The organism is Campylobacter vulpis, from assembly GCF_014217995.1.
In the GTDB taxonomy this organism is placed as follows: domain Bacteria; phylum Campylobacterota; class Campylobacteria; order Campylobacterales; family Campylobacteraceae; genus Campylobacter_D; species Campylobacter_D vulpis.
This window is the reverse complement of sequence record NZ_CP041617.1, coordinates 552,855-566,677: the sequence shown is the minus strand read 5'-3', so window position 1 is coordinate 566,677 and position 13,823 is coordinate 552,855. Positions and strand designations below refer to the sequence as shown.

12 protein-coding genes are annotated in these 13,823 nt (G+C 33.9%); 6 read left to right on the top strand and 6 right to left on the bottom strand.

Features of this window, described 5'->3' with window-relative positions:
* Positions 1 to 21: 21 nt before the first annotated feature.
* Together CVULP_RS02880 and ccoS are read left to right on the top strand one after the other, a co-directional pair.
* The gene (locus CVULP_RS02880) at positions 22 to 2,376 is read left to right on the top strand and encodes a heavy metal translocating P-type ATPase (RefSeq protein WP_099507374.1); all 2,355 of its coding nucleotides are present in this window, start codon (positions 22 to 24) and stop codon (positions 2,374 to 2,376) included.
* Positions 2,373 to 2,585, top strand: coding sequence for a cbb3-type cytochrome oxidase assembly protein CcoS (gene ccoS / locus CVULP_RS02875; protein ID WP_099507375.1), 213 nt, complete (start codon positions 2,373 to 2,375; stop codon positions 2,583 to 2,585). Before CVULP_RS02880 ends, ccoS begins: the two co-directional genes overlap by 4 nt.
* On the opposite strand, the gene CVULP_RS02870 is transcribed toward ccoS, so the two are convergent.
* Complete coding sequence (locus CVULP_RS02870) at positions 2,586 to 2,885, bottom strand: c-type cytochrome (protein ID WP_099462707.1); 300 nt, start codon at positions 2,883 to 2,885, stop codon at positions 2,586 to 2,588.
* A 97-nt stretch (positions 2,886 to 2,982) separates the two neighbouring features.
* On the opposite strand from CVULP_RS02870, the gene CVULP_RS02865 reads away from it, so the two are divergent.
* The 4 genes from CVULP_RS02865 to CVULP_RS02850 are packed head-to-tail and all read left to right on the top strand — an operon-like array spanning position 2,983 to position 6,460.
* Positions 2,983 to 3,501: a D-glycero-alpha-D-manno-heptose-1,7-bisphosphate 7-phosphatase gene (locus CVULP_RS02865; RefSeq protein WP_099462709.1), complete on the top strand. Its 519-nt coding sequence runs from the start codon at positions 2,983 to 2,985 to the stop codon at positions 3,499 to 3,501.
* Entirely contained in the window at positions 3,492 to 4,439 is a 948-nt protein-coding gene (gene rfaD, locus CVULP_RS02860; RefSeq protein WP_099507376.1) for an ADP-glyceromanno-heptose 6-epimerase, read from the top strand. The genes CVULP_RS02865 and rfaD overlap by 10 nt, the downstream gene beginning before the upstream one ends.
* Complete coding sequence (rfaE1, locus tag CVULP_RS02855) at positions 4,432 to 5,829, top strand: D-glycero-beta-D-manno-heptose-7-phosphate kinase (RefSeq protein ID WP_099507377.1); 1,398 nt, start codon at positions 4,432 to 4,434, stop codon at positions 5,827 to 5,829. The genes rfaD and rfaE1 overlap by 8 nt, the downstream gene beginning before the upstream one ends.
* 31 nt (positions 5,830 to 5,860) lie before the next feature.
* A complete protein-coding gene (locus CVULP_RS02850; RefSeq protein WP_252195542.1) occupies positions 5,861 to 6,460 on the top strand; it encodes a glycosyltransferase family 25 protein in 600 nt (199 codons plus the stop codon).
* Between the two features lie 61 nt (positions 6,461 to 6,521).
* Here the strand turns inward: CVULP_RS02850 and lpxD are convergent, their stop codons facing one another.
* From lpxD to ispG, 5 genes are all read right to left on the bottom strand, one after another.
* Positions 6,522 to 7,475, bottom strand: a complete 954-nt coding sequence (gene lpxD / locus CVULP_RS02845) for a UDP-3-O-(3-hydroxymyristoyl)glucosamine N-acyltransferase (protein ID WP_099507379.1) — start codon at positions 7,473 to 7,475, stop codon at positions 6,522 to 6,524.
* 10 nt (positions 7,476 to 7,485) lie between these two features.
* Complete coding sequence (locus CVULP_RS02840; RefSeq protein WP_099507380.1) at positions 7,486 to 8,865, bottom strand: replicative DNA helicase; 1,380 nt, start codon at positions 8,863 to 8,865, stop codon at positions 7,486 to 7,488.
* A gap of 88 nt (positions 8,866 to 8,953) precedes the next feature.
* Positions 8,954 to 9,748 (bottom strand): DUF2972 domain-containing protein, encoded by a 795-nt coding sequence (locus CVULP_RS08805; protein WP_407644559.1) that lies wholly within the window; start codon positions 9,746 to 9,748, stop codon positions 8,954 to 8,956.
* A 1,262-nt stretch (positions 9,749 to 11,010) separates the two neighbouring features.
* The gene (locus tag CVULP_RS02830; RefSeq protein ID WP_252195533.1) at positions 11,011 to 12,678 is read right to left on the bottom strand and encodes a DUF262 domain-containing protein; all 1,668 of its coding nucleotides are present in this window, start codon (positions 12,676 to 12,678) and stop codon (positions 11,011 to 11,013) included.
* 45 nt (positions 12,679 to 12,723) lie between these two features.
* Entirely contained in the window at positions 12,724 to 13,785 is a 1,062-nt protein-coding gene (gene ispG / locus CVULP_RS02825) for a flavodoxin-dependent (E)-4-hydroxy-3-methylbut-2-enyl-diphosphate synthase (protein WP_372441761.1), read from the bottom strand.
* Between the last annotated feature and the right edge of the window lie 38 nt (positions 13,786 to 13,823).

Here is a 13,823-nt window from a genome sequence, read left to right as displayed (position 1 = left end):
AAAAAAATTCAAAGTAAAAAAATGAAATGCGAACATTGTAAATTAAATTTCAAGCCAGAACAAATGCGTGAAAAAAATGGCTTGTTTTTTTGCTGCAAGGGCTGTGAAAGTGTGTATGAAATCTTACAAGATAATGGACTTGATGAGTTTTATCAAAGACTTGGCAATCAAAGCCTAAAGCCCGTTAATTTTAGCAAAGAATTAAAAAATTACGATGATTTTATCCATACGACTAAAGATGGCTTTAGCGAAATTCATCTCCTTATACACGGCATAGAATGTGCTGCTTGCATATGGCTAAATGAAAAAATTTTAATCCGCCAAAAAGGGATTTTAGAGCTTGAAATTAATCATCTTAATCATAAAGCCAAAATCGTTTTCGACCCGAAAGAAATAAGTCTTAAAGAAATTTTAATACTTATTGAGAGCATAGGCTATAAAGCAAGTGCTTATGATGCAAATAAAAATGAAAAAAAAGCAGAGAATTTAAAGCGTGAATTTTACTCCAAAATGATAGTTGGCATTGCTTGCGTGATGAATATAATGTGGATAGCTGTGGCAAAATATGCGGGTTTTTTCAGTGGTATGGAAAGGGACACAAAGGATATTTTAAATTTCTTCGAATTTGTCTTAGCCACCCCTGTGCTTTTTTATACAGGTTCAAGTTTTTATAAAAGTGCTTTTAAAGCCTTGAAATATAAGAATTTAAATATGGACACTCTTGTCATTAGTGGGGCGAGCTTAGCTTATATTTATTCTTTATGGGCGATGTTTTTTAGGGTAGGGGAAGTATATTTTGACTCTGTGGCTATGATTATTTGCTTTGTTTTTATAGGTAAATATTTGGAGATTTTTAGCAAAAAACGCGCCCTTGATACCATAGATGGCTTAAATGATTTTTTGCAAAGCGAAGTGATGGTTTTTAATGGAGAGAAATTTGAACCAAAAGATGTGCAAAAAGTAGAGCTTAATGATATTATTTTGCTAAGAACTGGAGATAAAATTTTAATAGACGGAGTTTGCGTAAGGGGTGAAGGTAGTGTTGATTGCTCTTCCTTAAACGGCGAAAACGCTCCACAATTTGTCAAAAAAGCAGATGAAGTAAAATCCGCTTGCATTTTAATAGACGGAAAACTAGAATACAAAGCTACCAAACTTTACAAAGACTCCACTCTCTCACAAATCATCAAACTTTTAGAATTTGCAGGCTCTAAAAAGACAAGGTTGGCTAATCTTGTCAGTCAAATCAGCGGCTATTTTTCAAGGACAATTTTAAGTCTAGCCTTGCTTTGCTTTTGCTTTTGGTTTTTCTATCTTAATGAAGGCGTAGAACTTTCACTCATCAATGCAATTTCTGTTTTAATTATAGCCTGTCCTTGTGCCCTAGCCCTTGCAACTCCTGTAAGTAATTTAATCGCCCTAAGCAAGGCTTTTAAGCATCATATTCTTTTTAAAGATTCTAGTGTCATTGAGAATTTAAATAAATGTGATTTTGCCGTTTTTGATAAAACAGGCGTTTTAACAAAAACAGAACTTAAAATCGGGCAGTTTTACCTTAATGAAAAACTTAATCTTGATGAGCTTTACACCTTTTTAGCCCTTTCAAAACACCCCATAGCAAAAAGTGTTGGAGGATTTTTAAAGCAAAGAGGAGCTAAAGAGCTAAATTTAAATTTTAAAGAACTTCAAAATATCAGTGCTAGGGGATTGAAAGCAAAATTAAATGGAGAGCTTTTTTTAGGAGGAAATGAAGTTTTTTTAAGAGAAAATCACATTAAAATAAAAAAACGCTTCACAAATTCCCATTTTATCTTCGCTAAAAATAACGAAATTTTAGCATTTTTTGAGCTAGAAAGCGTCTTAAGAGAGGGAGCTAAAGACCTAATAGCATATTTACAAAAAGAAAAAAAACAAATGATGATTCTAAGCGGAGATAATGAATTTGCCGTTAGTAAAATCGCCAAAGAGCTTGGAATTTCATATTTTAGAGCTTCTTGTTTGCCAGAAGATAAAATGAGAGAATTGGAAAAACTTTCGCAACACCACAAAATTTTATTTGTGGGAGATGGGGTTAATGACGCTTTAGCCTTAAAATTTGCTTCTGTTTCTATCACGCTAAGAGAGGGGAGTGATTTGGCTATTGAAAATAGTGATATTTTGCTTTTAAAAAATGACTTAAATTCCTTAAAAACAGCTCTTAAACTTTCTAAATTTACTTTTAAAATTATCAAGCAAAATTTAGCTTTTTCACTTTTTTACAATGCTCTTAGCCTACCTTTAGCCTTTTTAGGTCTCATTAATCCTCTCATCGCAGCACTATCGATGTCTTTTAGTAGTATAATAGTCGTTTTAAATGCACTAAGGATTAAAAAATGAATTTGGTTATAATGATGATGATGGGCGTTTCTATCCTCGTTTTTTTCATCATACTTGCGACCTTGCTTTGGGGGATTAAAAATAGGCAATTTGACGATGATTATAAATTCACAACACTAAATGATGATGAAGAAAATCTAAAAGAAGCAGTAGAATTAGAGCGTAGAAAGAAAGAAGCAGTAGAAAAAAAGGCTCAAAAAGAGCCTTAATTACAGGGTTTCGATATAAGCTTCAATAGCTTTAAAATCTTCCTCCGTTAAACCTTTAAGGTTGATTTTCATAATCGCACCTTGTCCATAAGCATTTCTTTTGCCCTCTGAATACTCTTTCATATACTGGAGTCTTTCAGCACTTGAAATGCTTTTAAGTGCTGGGACCTTATTAAGATACACTTTATCAGCCTTTGGTCCGTGGCAAACTGCACATTTTTTATAAAGTGTAGCACCATCTGCCGCATAAGCTGAAACACCTAAACAGGCTAAAGCTGAAATTGCAACAAACTTTTTCATTTTATCTCCTTTTTACAAAATCTCGTTAGTATATCTTTAAAAATTTAATACTTCTTAAATTTCTTAATCATTTAAAAAATTTAATTATAATTGACTTATGAAAAGAGCTTTATTTTTAGATAGGGACGGCGTGATAAATGTCGATAAAAAATATGTGTATAAGATAGAAGATTTTGAATTCTGTGAGGGAATTTTTGAGCTTTGTCAAATTTTTATGCAAAAAGACTATCTCATTTTTGTTATAACAAATCAATCAGGCATTGCAAGAGGCTATTATGGCGAAGAAGATTTCGCAAAATTAAGCACCTTTATGTGCGAAGAATTTGCTAAAAAAGGAATTTTCATAAATAAAATTTATCATTGTCCGCATTTGGAGGGTTGTGAGTGTAGAAAGCCAAAGCCCGGTATGTTTTTTAAAGCTTATGAAGAATATGACATTGATAGAAAAAATTCTCTTTTCATAGGCGATAATCTCACAGATATGCAAGCTGGACTTAAAGCTGGACTTAAAAAACTCTATCTTATCAACCCTAATCAAAAGGGTGATTTTTTTCATCATTATGCAAATTTAAATGCACTTTTAAGTGATATCAAAAAGGGGGAAATATGCGTATAGTCATCACAGGAGGAGCGGGCTTTATCGGCTCAAATTTAGCTCTTGCTCTACAAGAAAAGCACGAAGTTTTAATCATCGATAAAATGCGAAGTGATAAAAGGCTAGATAATGGAAATTTAGAGAGCTTTGGGCATTTTAAAAATTTGCTTGATTTTAAGGGAGAACTTTTTGTAGGTGATATTTGTGAGGCTAAAAGCTTTGATGTGATGCGTGAATTTAAACCTGATATTATCTTTCATCAAGCAGCCATTTCGGACACCACAGCTTATAATCAAACCCAGGTTTTAAGCGTGAATTTAAATAGCTTTAAAGATTTTATTAAACTTGCCATTAAGTGCGATTCTAAACTCATTTATGCAAGTTCGGCTAGCGTGTATGGAGATATGCCAAGCCCTCAAAAAGTAGGCTTTGAAGAGCCTAAAAACCCTTACGCTTTTTCTAAGTTAATGATGGATAAACTTGCACAAAAATATTTCAATGAACTTCACATCGTGGGGCTACGCTATTTTAACATTTATGGAAAAAATGAATTTTTTAAGGGTAAAACCGCTTCGATGGTTTTACAATTTGGCTTACAAATTTTAAGTGGGAAAAATCCGCGTTTATTTGAGGGAAGTGAGAAAATTTATAGGGATTTTACCTATATAAAAGATGTTGTAAATGCGAATTTAAGAGCCTTAGAGACAAAAAGTGGAATTTATAATGTAGGCAGTGGTAAGGCAAGGAGTTTTAAGGACATTGTGGATATTTTACAAAAAGAATTTGGCACAAATTTAGCCTATAAATGGATAGAAAATCCTTACAAAAAAGCTTATCAATTTCACACCCAGGCACATTTAAGCGAGAATTTTTATAAGGGTGAATTTGAGCTTGAAGATGGGATTAAGGACTATTTGCCTGAGATTAAACGCATTTTTGAAAAGGAATATAATGCTTGAAAATTTAAGCAAACAAAGCCCTAAAATTCTTGTTGTGGGCGATTTTATGGTGGATAATTACATTTGGAGTGCGTGTGAGAGGATAAGCCCAGAAGCTCCCGTTTTAATCGCAAAAGCCCTAAAACAAGATAAAAGGCTAGGTGGAGCGGCAAATGTCTATGCAAATTTGACTAATCTTAATGCCGAAGTTTTCGCGCTTGGCGTTGTGGGTGATGATGAGGCGGGAGAGTTTTTAAAGCGTCATTTAAAAGGTATTATTCTTACGCAAAAAGGACGCAAAACTCCTCTTAAAACGCGCATTCTAGCACACAATCAGCAGGTTTTAAGACTTGATGAGGAGGACAGCTCTAAAATCGAATTAGAAGAGGAGTTAATCTCAAATTTTAATGAGATAGCAAAAGATTTTGAGGCAATTATCTTAAGCGATTATGGAAAGGGGGTGTTGAGTAAAAAAGTATGTCAAGCCCTTATTTGTAAAGCAAATGCACTTAATATCCCTATTTTAATCGACCCAAAAGGAGACGATTATAGTAAATATGAAAATGCCACACTTTTAACACCTAATAAAAAAGAAGCCTTAGAAGCTTTGAAATTTAAAGATTTAGAGGGGGAAAATCTAAAACTTGGCATCAAAAAGCTTAAAAACGACTTTCATTTAAAATACTCCCTCATCACGCTTTCAGAAGACGGCATAGCCTTGTTTGATGAGGATTTACATCTAATCAGTGCTAGAGCTTTAGAAGTTTATGATGTAACAGGAGCTGGAGATAGTGTTATTGCCATTTTAGCCTTTTGTCTAGCTTGTAAAGTGCCTATTTTAAAGGCTTGTGAATTAGCCAATGAAGCCGCGGCTGTGGTTGTGAGTAAGATAGGAAGTGTGAGTGTGAGCTTTGAGGAAATAAAAAGCTTGAGTTTAAGCACTTTTGAAAAGAAAATTAAAAGCAAGGAAGAGCTTGTAAGTCTTCTTGAAAAGCAAAAAGATAAGAAAATCATTTTCACAAATGGCTGCTTTGACATCGTGCATTTGGGGCATTTAAGCTATTTGGAACGAGCGAAAAGGCTTGGGGATATTTTAATAGTGGGTTTAAATGATGATGAGAGTGTCAGGAGGCTAAAGGGAGAAAAACGCCCTATTAATAAAGCGTATGAGAGGGCTTGTATGCTAGGGGCTTTTTATTTTGTCGATTTTGTGTGCATATTTGAGGAGGACACGCCCTTTGAGTTAATCAAAGCCTTAAAACCTGATGTTTTGGTTAAGGGGGCGGATTATGAGGGTAAAGAGGTCGTAGGAAGTGAGCTTGTAAAAGAAGTCAAGCTACTTGAATTTGAGCGAGGCTTTAGCACAACAAGCATTATAGAAAGGATGCGAAAGGAAAGTTTTTATCATTAATCTTTTACGCTCTACACACAGAAAAAAGGCTATGAGAGAGCAAATTTCTAAACTTTTAAGCGAAAATCCCTCTTTGAAAGATAGCTTAGACTTTATCTTTTTTGAAGCTATTAATGGAGATGGAGGAGAGGAATTTGCCAAATTTCACCCTACTTGGACGAAATATTTAAATGGTAGAGGGTTAAGCTCTGGGGAGAAAGGCTGTTTTGCAAGTCATTATAAATTATGGCAAAAGTGCTTAGAGCTTGATGAGAGCATTTTTGTGCTTGAGGACGATGTGGAATTTACTCAGGCTTTTAACGCACAAAATGTAGAAAAAATTTTAAAAAGTCCTTATGAGTATGTGAGACTTTATCACATAAAAGAGGCTCGTTTTTATGATTTAGAGCCAAATTTCAAAATTACCTTTTCTAATGTCGCTGGAACGCAGGGTTATTATCTCAAACCTAGTGCGGCTAAAAAATTCATAAAACACACGCAAATTTTAATCAATCCTATTGATGATAGTATGGATTATAGTGGCGTTTTAAATGTCGCTTTTATGCCGCTATTTTTAAAAGAACTACCCTTGCAAAGTGATATAGCAACTACAAGAGAGAGAGAGAGAGAACAGCTACAAATTCACGCGTGAGCTTTACCGCCTATGGCGTAATGCAAAACACTTTTTTCTCACACTCAAAACAAGACTTCGTTTAATCTTTATCCTTAAAACTTAAAGCGATTTTAGCCTGCATTTTAAGCCAATCTTTTTGTAACATTATAGGAAAGCCCCCATACACACGCCCACCTTCCAAACTTTTACTCACGCCCCCTCTTGCTGCTATGGTGCTAAAATCCCCTATTTTAAGATGTCCGCTTGTCGCACTTTGTCCGCCCATTACAACATTACGCCCTAGTTCAGTTGAGCCTGAAATTCCCGTTTGCGCGACAATGATACAATTTTGCCCGATTTGAGAATTATGTCCCACTTGCACCAAATTATCCACCTTAGTCCCAGTCTTAATAATAGTGCTTCCAAACACAGCCCTATCGATAGTCGTGCAAGCCCCGATTTCGACAAAATCCTCCAAAATCACATTGCCATTATGATAAATTTTATAATGCTCTCCATTTTTATTATGTGCATAGCCAAAACCATCACTTCCTATAACGCAATTTGCTAACAAATGGCATTTTTTACCGATTTTTGTGTCATTATAAATCACAACATTAGGGTGAATTACACTTTCATCGCCTATGTTGACATTATCCCCCACAAAAGCCCCCGCCATAATCACTACATTTTCGCCTATATCAACATTATTTCCCAAATAAACATTAGGCATTATTTTCGCGCTTTTTGCGATATTTTGAATTTTAACCTCACCAAAAAGAGGTTTAGCAAAAATTTTACTTAAAAAAGCAAAGCTAAGATGAGGATTAGGAGAAATGAGAGCCTTAGTGTCTTTTGGAACTAAATTTTCATATTCTTTAGCAACTATGATAGCTGCGGCACCTGTATTTGGGATATCTTTAGCATTTTTCTCCCCATCACAATATGTTAGCTCCGTAAAACTAGCCCTTAGTAAAGAATTAAGCGCACTAATTTCTAAATCCTCTCCCTCATATTCTAAACTCAAAAATTCTGCTATCTCTCTTAATTTCATTTTTTCTCCTTTAACCATTAAAAGTTATTTCATCTATGTTTGACTTATCTACAAAACGCGAATTTTCCTTTTGAAATTCCACTTCAGTCGTGCCAACAGGACCATTTCTATTTTTACCTATGATGATTTCAGCACTTTCTTGCCTTGGATTAGGCACGAAATTTGGATAATATTCTTTCCCTTCTGCTTTTGCCTTATTTTCTCTTTCTTTTTCCTCTTGCTCCCTGTATACTTCATCACGATAAACAAATAAAATCGTATCCGCATCTTGCTCAATTGCCCCGCTCTCACGCAAATCGCTTAACATCGGGCGTTTATTGGACCTATTTTCTAAAGAACGGTTAAGCTGTGAAAGTGCGATGATAGGCATATCAAGCTCTCTTGCCAAAAGCTTAAGTCCGCGTGAAATTTCACTTACCTGCAAATGTCTATCACTAAAATTTGAATGGCTCATCATAAGTCCTATATAATCAACTACACATAAAGAAATATCATTTTCTTGAGCCTTAAGCCTTCTTAAAATCGCCCTAATATCTGTAATACTAGCATAACCGCTATCATACAAAAAAAACTTGGTTTTAGAATAATAATTGCAAGCATCACTCACTCTATCCCACTCATTATCATTTAAATCGGCGGTAATGATTTTTTGCAAGGGGATAGAAGTTTTAGACGCAAGTAGTCTTTGCATAATTTGAATTCCGGGCATTTCAAGTGAAAACATCACTACACCTTTGTTTTGCCTTAACACATTATCGATAAAATTTAGACATAAAGTTGTCTTACCCATACCCGGTCTAGCCGCAACGATAATAAGCTCTCCGCCCTTAAAACCTTTTGTTTTATCATCAAGCTCATCAAAACCGCTTTCAAGTCCTATAATGTGCTTATTTTCTAAACTTTTTTGTCTTTTAAATTCCTCTAAAAGCTCACCTAAAACTTCATTGACATTTTTAATATCAGCCGAATTAACACGGCTAATAATGCTAAAAATATCTTTACTGAGCTCATCAGAAATTTCGCTCACAGCCCTATTTGCACTAATGCGACTTGGTAAAAGATGGGCAAAGCCTAGAAGTTGTCTTTTAATAGCCTTTTCCCTTAACTCTTTAGCATAAGCACTAAGATCTACCATCGAGGGCGTGGCTATAATTTCGTTTAAAATTTGCTCATCTAATTTACCATATTTTTTCAAAAAACTAAGACTAATCGGCTCTCCAGCATTCACACAGGCAATAATGGCTTTAAAAATATCTTGATGTGCTTTTAAACTAAAGTCCTTAATCTCAATATCTCCAGCGATATTAGCATAAACTTCCCCACCGCCCAATAAACAAGAGCTTAATATCATACGCTCCAAATCTAAATCATAATGCTCTTCATTATTCATCAATTTACTCCATTTAAAAAGCAAATTTTAACAAAACTATGTAATAAATTAAATATCTTTAATAAATTTCTAAAGAGAGCCCTTTAGCTTAATTTCTCTCCAGCTCCTCACAAATTTTTTCAAACTCCTGATAATACTTCCACGAAGCTACGATGTCGGGACGATGGGTTTTGAGATAGTTTAGTTCTTCGTCAAGTAGCTTTTTAATCTTATTTCGTATCTGCGTATCTCTTTTAAGATATTCTAAAACTTTCTTTTCTGTGATGAGATTTTCTTTAGTTTTATTAACATTTTCTCTTAATGCTTGAAAATAACCATCGAGGAATTTTTTACTCTCTTGCAATAATTTTTCATTACGCAAAATATCCTTGCAATCGTCCTTTATATAAGCGATGATTCTACTATCATTAATATTTATTTCATCGATGATAATAATATCTTCTTTAAGCGTTTGTTTTATATCTGCACTAATATAAATTTCATAACCTCCCTCTTTATTGAGACTACTTCTATCTTCTTCATTTTTAGTTACATCTTCTTCTAATGCGTAAAGACATGTGGGAAGAACCGATAATCCAAATCTCACAGTCTCCATTCTTATTTCAAGCAATAATCTGTCTGGTATAGAAAAATGAAATAGTTTGGCTAATTTATTCCAAGTCAAAAATACATTTTTTGGTTCAAATTCGTTAAAATCAAAAAAGTAAATGTCTGTAATACTAGGAATTTTTTGAATTAAACTATCAAAGCTAAGACAACCATATAAAAGCCAACTATCCTCAAAAGTAACATCACATCTTGGATATTCTCCCTCGTGCTTCCAATATTTATTTTTGGGTATAAGTTTGCTATATTCTTTGCAAGTAAGATTAAAACGCTTCATAGTTGATTTGATATAGTCAAGTGCATTTAAGCCACAGATAAAATGATTTGAGATAGATTTAAGCTTAGAAATAGGATCTCTCGTAACATAAAGTGCTGGAACTTTTTCTATTAACAAATAAGGCAATTTTGAATAATGAACATGCACAGCCACAGCTACAAAATTATTTTTATTTAACAAATCATTATAATACAAATGATAATTTTCTTCTTGAGGCACCCAATACTCATAAATTTTAACGCCCGATAAAGAAAAATAATTCAAAATAGCCGAAGAAGCTGAGGCACCATTGTTTAAATAAATAAATTTATATCCTCTTGGCAAAGGCAAGTTCATCTCCCAAGCTTTTTCAGCAGGGATTAGTCTATAATCAAGCTTAGCATTGATATAAGCTAAAGCTTCCTTGCTTAGCTTGAAGGCTTGTTCTTTTAAAACACTTTTTAAGTTTTGTTTATCATCACATTCTATGAGTAAAAGCTCATTTAAAATATCAGGATTTAATAAAGGTGGATAAGGGTGATTTTCTTTCTCATATTTTTCTTTAAATTCTTTAGAGTTTAGCCATAAAGAAATTTCATTAAAATGCTCTAACACAAAAGCCATATTTAATACAATAATTTCATTTAAAGCCTCATAATGTGTAAGTAAATTTTCTATCAAAGCATAGTTTTTAATGAGGAAGTCAAAATCTTCTTCATTTTTAAATTTTAGTTCATCTTTTAGTTGATAAACCTTACTTTCTTTTAAGACCTTAAATTCTTTTTTAGCTTGTTTGATTTTAGAGAAAAATTTAAAATAACCCCCTTTAAATTTATCCCTATCACATTCAAGCAAGACCCTGCCAAGTCTATAAGTAAGCCAAGTTTTTATCCATAAAGCTTCGTTAAAATCAGGACATTGTCTAAGTGGAGGATAGGCTAAATCTGCCCTTGCAAGTTCAAGTGTTTTTCTAAATTTGGTAAGTTTTTTATGATGAAATTTGATTTTAAGTAGGCAAAAGATTAAAGAAAGAGGATTACCCCCCCCCCCCCCCGTGTCATACTTAATGAGTTCTTGACCAAGTTTATAAGAAAGATGATTTTTAATTCTTTGTGTGGCTGAGTTTGGATTAGTAATCATTATGTTCCTTTTGTGTTCGTTGTGGTTAAATTTAATTCAAAATGAAGTTTAAAATTAAAAAGAGGGATTATATCAAAAAAAAAAAAAATGAAATCAACCTCATCAATTTTAAACTCTTTGCAATAAAAAAATTTTATTAAAACTTACAATTTCCAAGTTTTTAAGATAAATTTTTGTATTTTTTCGTGACGGTTATTAATAGAATCTTTATCCCATATTTTACCATTAGCAAAATTTTTAATTTCTCTATGTTGTAACATAGGAGAATTTTCATAGCTTGATAGTTTTTCACTAAAGACTTTATTGCCGATAGAAATATTATGTGCACCTGAAATAAGCATAAGATTGCCTATGCAATTTAAATGTTTTTCTTTAAAATCTTCATCATATTCACAGTATCCACCTGCGAGTTTTTCGTCATTTTCTGTTTGCGGAGCGATATGCTCTATTTGCGGTTCTTTCACATCGTCAAGTTTGAAAATATAGCCCCTATCTCTCGCATTTTCATTTTTTAAGGCATTTTCATAACGCATAAAAATATAAGGAGATATTTTGCCTAAAGTGTATCCTTTTGGTTTTAATATAACATTGATTTTATCATCACTCCAATGTGAAGCACAGGCATTTTTAATGCTCTCTTCAAGCTTTTCTATGCTAAATTCTTTCAAAGATTCATTTAAATGCTCTCCCATTTTTGCCCTAGTTCCTATCAATTTATGTCTAAAAGAAATTATCTCAAGGGCTTTAAATATTCTTTCTAATTTTTGTGCATCATTTCTAAAAAGCCCATAAGCCTTAATCACGAAAGGATAAGCATCCGCCACATTTAAAAAAAGCAAATATTCTTTAAATTCACTTTTAGATTCCTCAAAGCTTTTAAAGTCAATGAAAGCATTTTTAAGCCCCTTGACATAATTGTTAATCCAAGCAAGTTTAGCCTCATTATCCCTTATATCTTTTAGCTCTTTTTTATAGTTTAAACTATCATCATTTTCTCTGTAAGAAAAGCCATATTTTGAAGTTGCGATATTAAAATATCTAAGTATAGCATCCTCGTCCAAGCACTTTATGCCATTTAAAATGCGGTAAATTTCCTCAAAAACGCCCACCATTTCATTAAGCTTATTTTCAGCAGATTCTTTATCACTATAAGTGTAAATTTGATAGGCTAGATAGCTTTTTAACTTCTCCATATTTGTCAAATCTTTGCCACGGTTATTTTGCAGCTCAAACATCAGCACGGAGTCTTTTTTATTATCAAATTCAAGCTTAATAATTTGTGCATTTTGCATAGCTTGAAATATATTTTCGAGTTGCTTTATCTCTTTCTTTTCTAATTCTTTTATGAAAAATTCTTTTGCCTTTAAAATGCGTTTTTGCGAGGGGGTTTGCGGCTCGTGTTTATTGTCATCATTATGGATAATCACATCACAAAAATAATCTCTATCATATTCCAAAGCCTTTAATTTTGACATTTTTCTAAATTCTAAATAATCCTCCTCTATTTCTTTTAGCCTCTCTTTATCATAATCTTTGAGATTTAGTGCATTGATTAAACAACGCACAAAAATAACAATAGTGCTAAGTCTTTGCTGCCCATCGATAATGTCAAATTTGCCATTATTTATTTTTTCTAACAGCACATTGCCGAAAAAATAGTGATTTTCCCCCTTTGTAGCTTCCTCTAAATCCTCTAAAAATGTCTTCCACTGCGACTCTTCCCAAGAATACGCCCTTTGATACACAGGGATTATAAACTGCCTATCTCCTTGAAAAAATTCCTTAAGTGTAGATTGTGTCGGTGTCATCATTGCTCCTTAAATAAAGGGTGCATTATAATCAAAAAAAAAAAAAAATCAATCGTCCCTTAATCTCACTTCGTCCTCGACCTCCTCTAAAAAACGCTCAACTAATTTATCCTCCTTAAGCTTTGCTACGACCTCGCCCTGCCTTATCACAAGTCCTTGTCCCTTACCAAAAGCTATGGCGACATCAGCACCCTTAGCCTCTCCTAAAGCATTGACTACACAGCCCATAACGCTGATATTTAGGGGAGTTTTAATGTGCTTGGTTTTTTCTTCCACCACTTTTATCGCTGATACTAAGTCGCTTTGAATGCGTCCGCAAGTTGGACAAGAAATGATATTTACCCCACTTTTTTGCACACCGCTATCTTGCAAAATAGCCCTTGCTACGCGAATTTCTTCCTCTAGCTCCCCAGTCATCGACACTCGCATCGTATCACCTATGCCTTTTAAAAGTAGATGTCCTAAAGCAATAGAGCTTTTAATGGTGCTGTGAAATTGCGTCCCAGCCTCCGTCACGCCCAAATGAAAAGGATAATCACAAAGCGGACGCAACCTCTCATAAGCCTCAATGGTCGTTTGCGTGTGCGAGGTTTTCATAGAAATCTTAATGTCCCTAAAATCCAAATCCTCCAAAAGTCCTATATTATATTTCGCACTTTCAAGCATAGCATCAACTCCATAGCCAAATTTATCACTAAATTGCTTTTCTATGGAGCCGTGATTTATGCCTATTCTTATGGGAATTTGCCTTTCTTTGCACGCTTTTACCACTTCTTTGACATTTTCTTTAGAGCCTATATTACCCGGATTTATCCGCACTCCGTCTATAAATTCCGCACAAAAGACGGCAAGTTTATGATTAAAATGAATATCTACGATTAAAGGCAGAGGACTTTTTGCCTTAATCTCCTTTAAGGCCCTAGCATCTGCCATATCCAAACAGGCAAGTCGAACAATATCCGCTCCTGCAAAATAAAGGCGGTTAAGCTGTTCCAAACAGCCCTCAATGTCCCTTGTTTTTGTAAAAAGCATAGATTGCACCGAAATAGGTGCGTCCCCACCGATAGCCACTTTACCAACTTTAATTTGTCTCGTTTTAAGTCTTTGCATAGAAACTCTTTTTGCCATTATTGGGCAATTTAAGCAAA

Excerpts from the sequence above, each read along its gene's own strand:
- CVULP_RS02880 (WP_099507374.1), top strand. The coding sequence starts at position 22 with ATGAAATGCGAACATTGTAAATTAAATTTCAAGCCAGAACAAATGCGT.
- ccoS (WP_099507375.1), top strand. The coding sequence starts at position 2,373 with ATGAATTTGGTTATAATGATGATGATGGGCGTTTCTATCCTCGTTTTT.
- CVULP_RS02870 (WP_099462707.1), bottom strand. The coding sequence starts at position 2,885 with ATGAAAAAGTTTGTTGCAATTTCAGCTTTAGCCTGTTTAGGTGTTTCA.
- CVULP_RS02865 (WP_099462709.1), top strand. The coding sequence starts at position 2,983 with ATGAAAAGAGCTTTATTTTTAGATAGGGACGGCGTGATAAATGTCGAT.
- rfaD (WP_099507376.1), top strand. The coding sequence starts at position 3,492 with ATGCGTATAGTCATCACAGGAGGAGCGGGCTTTATCGGCTCAAATTTA.
- rfaE1 (WP_099507377.1), top strand. The coding sequence starts at position 4,432 with ATGCTTGAAAATTTAAGCAAACAAAGCCCTAAAATTCTTGTTGTGGGC.
- CVULP_RS02850 (WP_252195542.1), top strand. The coding sequence starts at position 5,861 with ATGAGAGAGCAAATTTCTAAACTTTTAAGCGAAAATCCCTCTTTGAAA.
- lpxD (WP_099507379.1), bottom strand. The coding sequence starts at position 7,475 with ATGAAATTAAGAGAGATAGCAGAATTTTTGAGTTTAGAATATGAGGGA.
- CVULP_RS02840 (WP_099507380.1), bottom strand. The coding sequence starts at position 8,865 with ATGAATAATGAAGAGCATTATGATTTAGATTTGGAGCGTATGATATTA.
- CVULP_RS08805 (WP_407644559.1), bottom strand. The coding sequence starts at position 9,748 with ATGAAGCGTTTTAATCTTACTTGCAAAGAATATAGCAAACTTATACCC.
- CVULP_RS02830 (WP_252195533.1), bottom strand. The coding sequence starts at position 12,678 with ATGATGACACCGACACAATCTACACTTAAGGAATTTTTTCAAGGAGAT.
- ispG (WP_372441761.1), bottom strand. The coding sequence starts at position 13,785 with ATGCAAAGACTTAAAACGAGACAAATTAAAGTTGGTAAAGTGGCTATC.